Here is an 11537-nt window from a genome sequence, read left to right as displayed (position 1 = left end):
AATTGGGTCGCTCGGGGTCAGTTCGAGAGGGAATCCGCCGTGTGGGAGATCAGGTCCCAGGCCTTGTCGACGTGGGTCTGGGTGGTCTGGGGGGCGCCTACGGCGAGGCGTAGCGTGTGCCGACCGGCGACCCGGGTGTGGGTCAGGTAGATCCGGCCGGTGGCGTTCACCGCCGCCAGCAGCCGCTCGTTCGGCCCGTCCGGGCCGCGCAGCCGGAAACAGACAAGGGCGTACGGGTGGTCGGCGACAAGTTCGAACCGCTCGTCGGCACGGACCCGGTCGGCGAACCCGGCGGCCAGCGCCACCCCTCGACGGATGTGCTCGCGCAGGCCCTCCACGCCGTACCAGCGCAGCACGAACCACAGCTTCAACGCCCGGAACCGCCGGCCCAGCGGCACCTGCCAGTCCCGGTAGTCGATCACCGCCCCGGAGTCGGTGGCCGCGTTGCGCAGGTACTCCGGCAGTACCGTCAACGCCTCGACCAACTCGCCCGCGTCGGCCACCCAGAACGCGTCGCAGTCGAAGCCGGTGAGCAGCCACTTGTGCGGATCGAAGCAGTACGAGTCGGCGTACTCCAGGCCGGCGTGACCGAAACGCAACTCCGGGCAGACCGCCGCCGCACCCGCGTAAGCGGCGTCGACGTGCAGGAAGACACCCAGCTCGGCGCAGATCGGGCCGATCTCCGGCAGCGGGTCCACGGCCGTGGTGCTTGTGGTGCCGACTGTCGCCACCACCAGGGCGGGCACCGCCCCGGCGGCCCGGTCCGCCTCGATCGCGGCGCGCAGCGCGGTCGGCGACATCGCCCGGGTCACCGGATCCACAGCGATCAGACACACCCTGTCGGCGCCGAGCCCCGCGATGCGGGCGGCCTTCTCCACCGACGAGTGACCCTCGGTCGAGGTGTACACCCGGTAGCGGTTGTCGACGCCGGCCTGGCGCCACCGGCCGCCGCCGGCCCGATGCACCGCGATCAGGGTGGCCACCAGGGTTGCCGAGGAGGCCGAGTCCTGGATGACACCGCCGCCGCTACCGGCGGAGCGGAACCGCGCCGGCAGGTCCAGCAGGTCGGCCAGCCAGTCGAGCAGCACCGTCTCCAACTCGGTGCAGGCCGGGCCGGTGGCCCACAGCATGCCCTGCACGCCCAGCCCGGCGCTGACCACGTCGCCCAGCACGCTCGGCCCCGAGGTGTTGGCCGGGAAGAACCCGAAGAAGCCCGGATGCTGCCAGTGGGTGAGCCCGGGTGCCACGAGCCTGTCCAGGTCGGCGAGGACCGCCTCGATCGGCTCACCCCGGGTCGGCGGTCCGGCCGGCAGCCCAGCGGCCACCGTGCCGGGCGGGTCCTGGGAGGTCACCGGACGCTCAGCGAGCGTGGCCCAGTAGTCGGCGACCCAGTCGACCACCGCGTAGCCGGCCCGGCGGAACTCCTCGGGCGTCATGTGTGCTGCCACCCGGCGAGTGGATCAAAAGACCAGCTCCGGGGGCAAGACAACGGATCGATTGTGTGCAGAAAACGCTTGCCCTAGCATCACTGATGCGCGGGATCGCACTCATGGGCGTCGATCAACTCCGCTAGCGTGGCGCGGTCCACTGGCACGGCCAGCGGACCAACGGCTCGTCGGCTCCGGGCACAGCCGGCCGGCCACCGCACGCCGCGCGTCCGACCTCCACCGGAGGAACCATGCCTCGCACCGCCCACCGGGCGGCGCTGCTCGCTGCCGCCACCGCCACCACGGTCGCAGCCGCCGGCGTGCTGACCACCCTGACCGCCTCGGCCGCCGCCGCTGGATGTCGCGTCGACTACCGCGTCACCAACCAGTGGACCGGCGGCTTCGGCGCCGACATCACAGTCACCAACCTCGGCGACCCGGTCAACGGCTGGACCCTCACCTGGTCCTACGCCGCCGGGCAACAGGTCACCCAGGCCTGGAACGCCACAGTCACCCAGTCCGGCGCCCAGGTGAGCGCCCGCAACGTCGACTACAACGCCGCCATCGCCACCAACGCCAGCGCCAACTTCGGCTTCAACGGCTCGTGGAACGGCAGCAACCCGGCACCGACCAGCTTCGCGCTGAACGGCACCACCTGCACCGGCGCCACCACCCCGACCGCCACGCCGACCACCGCATCACCCACTCCGCCGCGTCCGTCACCCACCGTCGCACCGCCGACGACTCCGACGCCGACCCCCTCACCACCCACCCCGCCGCCCGGGACGATGCAGGCGGAGAACCTGGAACGGGGCCTGGTCAGCGTCCGCTCCGGGTCGGCCAACCTGGTCTCCTGGCGGCTGCTGGGCACCGAGACCAACGGCGTCGCGTTCAACCTCTACCGGGGCACGAATCGGGTGAACGCCAGCCCGATCACCGGCGCGACCAACTACCTGGACAGTGGCGCGCCGGCCGGAGCGAACTACACAGTGCGGGCCGTGGTGGGCGGCGTCGAACAGACCCAGTCCGTGCAGGCCCTGCAGTTCCCCGCCGGCTACCTCGACGTGCCGTTGCAGGTCCCGCCGGGCGGCACCACACCCAGCGGTGAGGCGTACACGTACTCCGCGAACGACGTGAGCGTCGGCGACGTCGACGGTGACGGCGACTACGACTTCGTGGTCAAGTGGGAGCCGTCAAACGCCAAGGACAACTCGCAGTCCGGCTACACCGGCAACGTCTACATCGACGCGTACACCCTGCCGGGCTACCGGCTGTGGCGCATCGACCTGGGCCGCAACATCCGGGCCGGCGCCCACTACACCCAGTTCCAGGTGTACGACTACGACGGCGACGGCCGCGCCGAGGTGGCCATGAAGACCGCCGACGGCACCCGCTCCGGCACCGGCCAGGTGATCGGCAACGCCAGCGCCGACCACCGCAACTCCGCCGGCTACGTCCTCTCCGGCCCGGAGTACCTGACCATGTTCGACGGCAGCACCGGCGCCGCCCTCTCCACGGTCACCTACGACCCGCCGCGCGGCACCGTCTCCTCCTGGGGCGACAACTACGGCAACCGGGTCGACCGGTTCCTCGCCGGCACCGCCTACCTCGACGGGCAGCGCCCGTCGCTGATCATGGCCCGTGGCTACTACACCCGCGCGGTCATCGCCGCCTGGGACTTCCGCAACGGCACCCTCACCAAGCGGTGGACCTTCGACTCCAACGCCTCCGGTAACGGCGCCGCCGCCGGGCAGGGCAACCACAGCCTCTCCGTCGCCCATGTCGACGGCGACGGCCGGCAGGAGATCGTCTACGGCGCTGCCACCATCGACGACAACGGCCGCCTGCTGTGGTCGACAGGCCACGGCCACGGCGACGCCGGGCACGTCGGCGACCTCGACCCGTCCCGCCCCGGACTCGAGTACTTCAAGGTCAGCGAGGACGGCAGCAAGCCCAGCTCCTGGTTCGCCGACGCCCGCACCGGTCAGATCCTCTGGTCCACCCCGACCGGCGGCGACAACGGCCGGGGCGTCTCCGCCGACATCTGGGCCGGCAGCCCCGGCGCCGAATCCTGGTCGTCCGCGGTCAACGGCCTGGCCAACACCCGGGGCCAGAACATCGGCCGCAAGCCGTCCTCGACAAACTTCCTCGTCTGGTGGGACGGCGACCCGGTCCGCGAACTGCTCGACGCCACCCGGATCGACAAGTACGGCACCGGCGGCGACACCCGCCTGCTCACCGGCAGCGGCGTCGCATCCAACAACGGCACCAAGTCGACCCCGAGCCTCTCGGCCGACATCCTCGGCGACTGGCGGGAAGAGGTCGTCTGGCGTACCACCGACAGTCGGGCCCTGCGCATCTACAGCACCCCGACACCGACCAGCATCCGGATCCACACCCTGATGCACGACCTGCAGTACCGGGTCGCCATCGCCTGGCAGAACACCGCCTACAACCAGCCCCCGCACCCGAGCTTCTTCCTCGGCGACGGCATGAGCACGCCACCGGCGCCCGATATCTACCTGCGTTGACCGCCGGGGTGAACAAGCGGTAGAAGAAAGGAGAAGGCACCGGGCCGCAATCGCGGAATCCGCACAACTGCGGCCCGGTGCCCCACACCGCGGCACCCCCGACCCGTCCCGACCGGGGAGTGCCGTACCACCACCGGATACAAAGTTAGGCGGCCTCCGCGTCGCGAGGGTGACGCTGTCGTGAAGATCGTGTTTCGCGGCGCCGGAAACGCTGTGACCTGGGCCACCATGGCATCCCGGTCGCCGGAGCCCGCCCGGCGCCGGCCACCGCCTCAGCGCCGCAGGCCGCCGGCCACCTCGGACGCGATCAACTCGAACGAACGCACCCGGTCGGCGACGTCGTACACCATCGTGGTCAACATCAGCTCGTCCGCGCCGGTGCTGGCCAGCAGCTCACCCAACTGCCGCCGTACCGTCTCCGGGGAACCGCTGGCCTGACCCTGCCGGCGCTGCGCCAGGAACTCCCGCTCGAACTCGGTGTACGGGTACGCCGCCGCCTCGTCCGGCGTGGCCAGGGGCTCCGGCCGCCCCGACCGCAACCGCAGGAACGACAACCCGGCCGGCCCGGCCAACCACTCGGCACGCTCGTCGGACTCCGCACACACCGCGTTCACCGCCACCATCGCGTACGGCCGCTCCAGCCACCGCGACGGGCGGAAACTCTGCCGGTACAACGCCAGCGCCGGCAACGTGTTCTGCGCGCTGAAGTGGTGCGCGAAGGAGAACGGCAGACCCAACGCGCCGGCCAACTGGGCGCTGAACCCACTCGAACCCAACAGCCACACCGCCGGTCGCTGCCCGCGCCCCGGGGTCGCGGTGATCCGCCCCGACCCGGTCTCGTCGAAGTAGCCCATCAGGTCGTTCAGCTCCCGGGGGAAACCCTCCGCCGACAACCCCTCCATGGTCCGCCGTAGCGCCAACGCGGTCACCTGGTCGGTGCCGGGCGCGCGGCCGATGCCCAGGTCGATGCGGCCCGGATGCAGCGCCTCCAGGGTGCCGAACTGCTCGGCCACCACGAGCGGTGCGTGATTGGGCAGCATCACCCCACCCGAACCGAGCCGGATATCGCTCGTGTGCGCGGCCAGATGCGCGATCAGCACCGCCGGCGCCGAGGACGCGATGGCCGGCATGTTGTGGTGCTCAGCCACCCAGAACCGGTGATAGCCCAGCTCGTCGGTGCGGCGCGCCAGCTCGGTGGTGTGCCGTAACGCCTCACCGGCGGAGGCACCGGCGGCGACGGGGGCGAGGTCGAGGACAGACAACGGAACATCGATCACACGGCTGGCCAACCCGGCGTACGCCCGTTCTGTTCCCGACCCGGCCCACGACGTGATCAACCCGACCCGCGGGCCTGCTCGAAGATCAGGCTGGTCTGGGTGTGCTGCACCGCCGGATCCACCGCCAGATGGTCCAGCACGAAGTCGCGCAGCGCCTCCGCCGAGGCCGCCCGCACGTGCAGCACGTAGTCCTCCGCGCCGGCCACATGGAACACCGACACCACCCCCGGCAGGCGCACCGACCGTGCCCGGAACGCGTCCACCGCCGCCCGCGCGTGCTCGGTCAGGCGCACCGACACCAGCGCCTGCAACGGCAACCCCAACGCGGCCGGATGCACCTCGGCGTGGAAACCCCGGATCGCCCCGCACTCCCGCAACGCCCTCGTCCGCGCCAGACATGTCGACGGCGCCACCCCCACCCGTTCGGCCAGGGCATTGTTCGGCAACCGACCGTCGCCGGCCAGCTCGGTCAGGATGGCGCGGTCGGTGTCGTCGAGGGCCGCGAACGGCCGAACATCGTTCGATACGGGGGGCATGCCAGCATCCTGCACCGAACGCCGCCGCCCCCGAAAGCGAATATGGCGAATAATATTCGGAAGTATTGCCCGTGATGGGCGGGATGTTCGATCCTCTCGACATGACGACCGTGGACACCCGAGCCGTGCACGCCGGCCGCGACGACCTCACCGCCCTCGGCGTCCACGTGCCACCCATCGACCTGTCCACCACGAACCCGCTGCCCTCGGTGGACGCCGGCGGCGACGCCTACGAGACCCTCGCCACCGGCGGCACCCTCCCCACCGGCTCCAGCGCCGTCTACCAACGGCTGTGGAACCCGACAGTCGCCCGCTTCGAAACCGCCCTCGCCGAACTGGAAGACACCACCGAAGCCGTCGCGTACGCCAGCGGCATGGCCGCCCTCACCGCCGCCCTGCTCGCTGCCACCCGCGACGGCCGTCGCCACCTGGTCGCCGTCCGCCCCCTCTACGGCGGCACTGACCACGTGCTCGCCACCGGCCTGCTCGGCACCGAGGTCACCTGGGCCCGCCCCGACGACGTCGCCGCCGCCATCCGCCCCGACACCGCCCTGGTGATCGCCGAAACTCCCGCCAACCCGACCCTCGACCTGATCGACATCGCCGCCCTCGCCGACGCCGCCGGCCCGGTGCCCCTGCTCATCGACAACACGGTCGCCACCCCCGTACTGCAACAGCCCAGCCGCCACGGCGCCCGCCTGGTGCTGCACAGCGCCACCAAGAGCATCGGCGGCCACGGCGACGTCCTCGCCGGAGTCATCGCCTGCGACGCCGAGTGGGCCACCCGACTGCGCCAGATCCGCGCCCTCACCGGCGCCGTCCTGCACCCGCTCGGGGCGTACCTGCTGCACCGCGGCCTCCAGACGCTGCCGCTGCGGGTCCGCGCCCAGCAGGCCGGCGCCGAGAAACTCGCCCTCTGGCTCGCCACCCACCCGGCCGTCCGGCGGGTCCACCACCCAGGCGTCCACGACCCGGCCGGGCTCGTCGGCCGCCAGATGTCCGGCCCCGGCAGCCTCCTCGCCTTCGAGGTACGCGGCGGCGCGCCCGCCGCGGCAGCGGTCGCCGACGCCTGCCGCCTGATCACCCACGCCGTCTCCCTCGGTGGCGTCGACACGCTCATCCAGCACCCGGCGTCGCTTACCCACCGCCCGGTCGAGGGAGCGGCCAAGCCCGACGGCGGCCTGCTGCGGCTCTCGGTCGGCCTGGAGGACCCGGAGGACCTGCGCGCCGACCTGGCGACAGCGCTCGCCACGATCTGACCCGGGCACGATGAGCCGACCTTCCTCGGCGTGCGGGCTGTCGCCGGTCTGCGCTGCCGGTGGGTCACGACTTGGGGCCGACGTGGCGGTCCAGCACGGCGACCGCCTCGCGACGGGCGACCGACAGGCAGTTGCGGCGGTTCATCCGCCAGGCGATGCCGAGCAGGTCAAGCGCCCACTGGCAGAGCCCCATGATGTCGGTGGACTCGTTGACGAACATGTAGCGCGGGTAGACGTACGTCTTTCCCCGAACGGTGACCCGGTTCGCGATCCGGCAACCGTCGGAGTGGAACAGGCCGCGCAGAAAGTCACCGGGGACTGCCCGGACGATGCGCTCCTGCCAGTCGGCAAGAACTATCCGCCGCTCGTGCTTCTTGCCAGGCCCGTGTTGCGGCAGCAGGCAGGGCCAGTGTGTGCCGTAGCTCTGCACGCTGACGCAACCTTGCTGCCGAACCCGTTGGACGTTGCTTGCGAGCACCACTCGCATGGCCGCCTCGCAGGCGTCGATCAGGCCGGGCCAGGCGTTGCTGCATGAGACCCGCAGGACCGGCACCCGCGCTGAGGTCACCAGATGCCCGTCGCCGAGGTAGAGACCGAGCAGATAGGCGTAGGCGGCTTGGATTGTCGGGTTGTCGACGTCGGTCCGACATCGGAAGCACCGAAAGGCGGTGGTCCGCATCTTCGGCACCGGCCGATCCCTGCACCAGTGACGGACTGTCGGATAGGGCAGGCCGACGCTTCTGGCAACCTCTGCGACTGTCGCACCAGCCAGGTACAAGCTTCGTGCGCGTGCACGCACCTCTGGGGGATGCATGACGTCATCGTCGAACGCCCGTACGACATTTCGGTGTCCCCGGTGGGATTCGAACCCACACTGTCGGAGGTTTGAGCTCCGTTTCTCTACCGGTTGGAATACGGGGACTTTCGTGCACAACGCCTGTCGCGTCGCCCCATAGGTTACCCACTACGCTAGGAGCGGCGACACCCGGTACCGCGGGTGTCAGGGCGCAGACTGGGTGGGAGTGGCTCGTGGCCGAGACGCAGACGGATGCCGCGCGCAGGCGGGTACTGATCGCCGAGGACGAGGCGCTGATCCGGCTGGACCTGGCCGAGATGTTGGCCGAGGAAGGCTACGAGGTGGTCGGCGAGGCCGGTGACGGCGAGGCCGCCATCCGGCTGGCCGAGGAGCTCAAGCCCGACCTGGTGATCCTCGACATCAAGATGCCGATCATGGATGGGCTGGCCGCCGCCGAGCGGATCGCCGGTGCCCGGATCGCCCCGGTGATCATTCTGACCGCGTTCAGCCAGCGTGACCTGGTGGAGCGGGCCCGCGCGGCCGGTGCGATGGCGTACCTGGTCAAGCCCTTCCAGAAGAGTGACCTGGTGCCGGCGGTGGAGATCGCCCTTTCCCGCTACTCGGAGATCGCCGCCCTTGAGTCCGAGGTGGCCGGGCTGACCGACCGGCTGGAGGTCCGCAAGACCGTCGAGCGGGCCAAGGGTGCGCTGATGACCACGTACAACATGAGCGAGCCGCAGGCGTTCAAGTGGATCCAACGCACCGCCATGGACCACCGGATGACCATGAAGGAGGTCTCCGAGCGGATTCTCGCCGAGACCGCTGGCGGCGAGGTGGCCGAGCCGGCCTCCTGACCGGCACCTGTGCGGGCCGCCGCGAACGGTGGTCGCGCCCGTCGCCGAGGCGCGACGTCAGCGCCTAGCATCTGGCCGCATGGGCATTCGGTGGCTCGCGCGTACCCCGCGCTCTGATTTTCGTCGGTCTGTCCTGATGGTGTACGGCCTGCTCGCGGTGCTGTTGGCCGGTTGCCCCGCGCCCGGCGGTGAGACCGACGAACCGGAGCCGGCGTCGTTGCAGTGGCAGCGGGTCCAGCTGCCGTCGCCGGACGGGCCGGGGCGGGTCGTGCTGCGGGATCTGGCCGTCTGCGGCGCCAGTTGGTACGCCGGTGGCGCGGTGGCCGACGGACCGGGTGGCACCCGACCGGCGGCCTGGTCCAGCCGGGACGGTGCGCGGTGGACGCCGGTGCCGGTGGTTGCCGATTCCTACTACGGGCGGCGGAGCGTGTTGTTCTCGATCGCCTGCCGTGACGGGCGGGCGGCGGCCGTCGGGGGCAAGGTCGGCGGCGCGCACGGCAATCCGCGGGTGAGCACCTGGTGGCAGCGGGCAGACGGGACGCTCGTCGAGGTGGCGGCGTCGTTCGAGACGTACGGCGGGCCGAAGGCGGTGAACGTGTCCCGGCTGGCGGCCGGTCCCGCTGGCTGGCTGATCGTGGGCAACCGGGCCAGTGGGGCGGCGGCCTGGGTCTCGCCGGACGCCGCGGAGTTCACGTTGATCGAGGGTGCGCCGGAGCTGTCCTCCGACGAGCAGGGCGTGACCTGGGCGTTCGACGCGGTGGCCGGGCCGTCGGGGTGGTCGGCGGTGGGTGGGTTGCTGGCCCCGGGGCGGATCGACAGGGATCCAGTGGTCTGGACGTCGGCGGACGGGCGTGGTTGGCGTCGCACGGTGCTGCCGGGCACCGAGGCGTACGAGGAGATGCAGCGGGTGGTGCTTGTCAACGGCACGCCGGTGGCTGTGGGCCTGCGGGGTCGGGGCTTCGGCGCGTGGCGGCAGGAGCCGACGGGCTGGGCGGCGGCCGGGGGGTTCGGTGGGGTGGCCGGTGGGGTGCCCTCGGTTGGTGGGTTGGCGGCTTCGGCTGGGCAGATCCTGGCGGTGGTCTCCGACGGTGAGCGGTACGGCGGGTGGTTGTCGGTGGACCGGGGCGACAGGTGGCGGGTGGTCGAGTTGCCGGTGGCGGCGCCGGTGGGGGCGGGCCGGGCGGTGGGTCTGACCGCGGACGGCGGGCGGTGGTGGCTGGCGGTGGACGACGGGTCGGAGACGTCGCTGTGGGTCGGTCAGCCCGCCGGGACGCCGCAGTGAAGCCGATCGGCTACTTTCCGTAGTTACTTCAGGTGGTGTGGGCGTCCGTCCGGTCGGCGCCTCCGGCCGACGGTGGGGGCGTTTGCGGTGATTGATGACGTCCCGACTGGCGGACGGGTAGCCGCTCAAGGACCGGTCAGCGGATTGACCTGTTACGGGAGTGGCGGCATTCGGGGCCGTCTTCGTAACGGTTTCGCAGACCCCGCCCCAGCCTCTTCCGAGACCGTATGAGTGTGGGTACGCTCCGCCATCACGAGCCGTAATGCAGGGGGTCTCCTTGCTGGGCCGGTGGTGCCGCGCCACAGCCGTCGCCGCCGCCCGGATCAGGTGCCTGTCCTGCTTCTGGAGGAGGTCAGGAAGCCGTGAGGCGAAGCTATTCAAGGGCGCTGGGTACTGCCGCGCTCGCCGCGGTGCTGGTGGCCGCCGCGGGCTGCCAGGACACCGGCAGCAGCAACGGCGATGACGCCGCGTCCGGGGACTGCGGTGGCAAGATCGCCATCTTCGGTGCGTTCACCGGCGACAACGCGGGTCTGGTGCTGCCGTCGCTGAACGGCGCCAAGCTCGCGATCAAGCAGCACAACGACGCGAACGCCGACTGCCAGATCGAGATGATCGAGTTCGACACGCAGGGTGACCCGGCACAGGCCACCCCGGTGGCGAACCAGGTCGCGGGTGACACCTCGTTCCTCGGTGTCATCGGTGGTCACTTCTCCGGTGAGTCGGACGCCACCATGCCGGTCTACGAGGCCGCCGGTCTGGTGATGGTCGCCCCGTCGGCGACCCGTACCGACCTGACCCAGAAGGGCAACAAGTCCTTCTTCCGGGTGGTCGGCAACGACGGCACCCAGGCGGGTGCGGTGGCGACCTACCTGAAGTCGCAGAACGCGCAGCGGGTCTTCCTGATCGACGACGCCAGCGCCTACGGCGCCGGCATCACCGCCGAGCTGACCAAGAACCTGGGCGCCACGGTCGCCGCCAGCGACAAGATCCAGGAGCGGCAGTCGCAGTTCGAGGCGACCATCTCCAAGATCAAGGCGGCGAACGCCGACTTCGTCTTCTACGGTGGCTACACCCGTGAGGCCGCGCCGCTGGTCCGCCAGATGCGTGCCGCCGGTGTCGAGGCCAAGTTCATCGGTCCGGACGGTCTCTACGACCCGGCCTTCCCGGCGGGTGCCTCCGGCGGTGCCGAGGGCTCCATCATCACCTGCCCGTGCCTCCCGGCCGACAAGGCCGGCGGCACCTTCACCGCCGACTACCAGGCCGCGTACGGCCAGGCGCCGGGTTCCTACGGTGCTGAGGGCTTCGACGCCGCGCAGATCTTCGTGGACGCCTTCAAGGATGGCAAGAAGTCCCGTGCCGAGATCCTGGAGTACGTGAAGAACTACGACAAGCAGGGCGTGTCGAAGTACATCAAGTTCGACGCCAACGGTGATGTTGACCCGTCGCGGGTTGTCATCTGGTCGTACGAGATCAAGGGCACGGCGTTCGAGCCGCTGCAGGAGCTCAAGCTCAGCTGACGACCGGCACCGAGTGCGGCCGGGGTGGTTCGTTGCCCCGGCCGCGCTCCATGCAAGG

The 11537-nt window shown here is 70.9% G+C and carries 9 protein-coding genes and 1 tRNA gene; 5 read left to right on the top strand and 5 right to left on the bottom strand.

Going from position 1 to position 11537, the window contains the following annotated elements; genetic code table 11:
* Positions 1 to 17 precede the first annotated feature (17 nt).
* Positions 18 to 1448, bottom strand: a complete 1431-nt coding sequence (locus Van01_RS28275) for a pyridoxal-dependent decarboxylase (RefSeq protein ID WP_239099360.1) — start codon at positions 1446 to 1448, stop codon at positions 18 to 20.
* A 230-nt stretch (positions 1449 to 1678) separates the two neighbouring features.
* On the opposite strand from Van01_RS28275, the gene Van01_RS28270 reads away from it, so the two are divergent.
* Entirely contained in the window at positions 1679 to 3958 is a 2280-nt protein-coding gene (locus Van01_RS28270; protein ID WP_204013949.1) for a rhamnogalacturonan lyase family protein, read from the top strand.
* Between the two features lie 272 nt (positions 3959 to 4230).
* Here Van01_RS28270 and Van01_RS28265 read toward each other — a convergent pair whose 3' ends face one another.
* Both Van01_RS28265 and Van01_RS28260 read right to left on the bottom strand, forming a co-directional pair.
* On the bottom strand, positions 4231 to 5235 hold the full coding sequence (locus tag Van01_RS28265; protein WP_373306299.1) for an LLM class flavin-dependent oxidoreductase: 1005 nt from the start codon (positions 5233 to 5235) through the stop codon (positions 4231 to 4233).
* A 56-nt stretch (positions 5236 to 5291) separates the two neighbouring features.
* Positions 5292 to 5771, bottom strand: a complete 480-nt coding sequence (locus tag Van01_RS28260) for an Lrp/AsnC family transcriptional regulator (protein WP_204013943.1) — start codon at positions 5769 to 5771, stop codon at positions 5292 to 5294.
* Between the two features lie 83 nt (positions 5772 to 5854).
* On the opposite strand from Van01_RS28260, the gene Van01_RS28255 reads away from it, so the two are divergent.
* The gene (locus Van01_RS28255; protein WP_204013941.1) at positions 5855 to 7030 is read left to right on the top strand and encodes a trans-sulfuration enzyme family protein; all 1176 of its coding nucleotides are present in this window, start codon (positions 5855 to 5857) and stop codon (positions 7028 to 7030) included.
* A 64-nt stretch (positions 7031 to 7094) separates the two neighbouring features.
* Here the strand turns inward: Van01_RS28255 and Van01_RS28250 are convergent, their stop codons facing one another.
* Entirely contained in the window at positions 7095 to 7844 is a 750-nt protein-coding gene (locus Van01_RS28250) for a terminase gpP N-terminus-related DNA-binding protein (RefSeq protein WP_204013938.1), read from the bottom strand.
* Between the two features lie 34 nt (positions 7845 to 7878).
* Positions 7879 to 7952: transfer RNA gene (locus tag Van01_RS28245), tRNA-Leu, on the bottom strand.
* Between the two features lie 107 nt (positions 7953 to 8059).
* Here Van01_RS28245 and Van01_RS28240 point away from each other — a divergent pair.
* The 3 genes from Van01_RS28240 (at position 8060) to Van01_RS28230 (ending at position 11479) form a co-directional block, all read left to right on the top strand.
* Positions 8060 to 8680 (top strand): ANTAR domain-containing response regulator, encoded by a 621-nt coding sequence (locus Van01_RS28240; RefSeq protein WP_204013935.1) that lies wholly within the window; start codon positions 8060 to 8062, stop codon positions 8678 to 8680.
* Between the two features lie 79 nt (positions 8681 to 8759).
* A complete protein-coding gene (locus tag Van01_RS28235) occupies positions 8760 to 9962 on the top strand; it encodes a hypothetical protein (protein WP_204013933.1) in 1203 nt (400 codons plus the stop codon).
* 362 nt (positions 9963 to 10324) lie between these two features.
* On the top strand, positions 10325 to 11479 hold the full coding sequence (locus tag Van01_RS28230) for a branched-chain amino acid ABC transporter substrate-binding protein (RefSeq protein WP_204013931.1): 1155 nt from the start codon (positions 10325 to 10327) through the stop codon (positions 11477 to 11479).
* Positions 11480 to 11537 lie beyond the last annotated feature (58 nt).

The organism is Micromonospora andamanensis, assembly GCF_016863495.1.
GTDB lineage: Bacteria > Actinomycetota > Actinomycetes > Mycobacteriales > Micromonosporaceae > Micromonospora > Micromonospora andamanensis.
The sequence above is the reverse complement of the archived record's forward strand: the minus strand, read 5'-3'. Positions and strand labels throughout refer to the sequence as shown.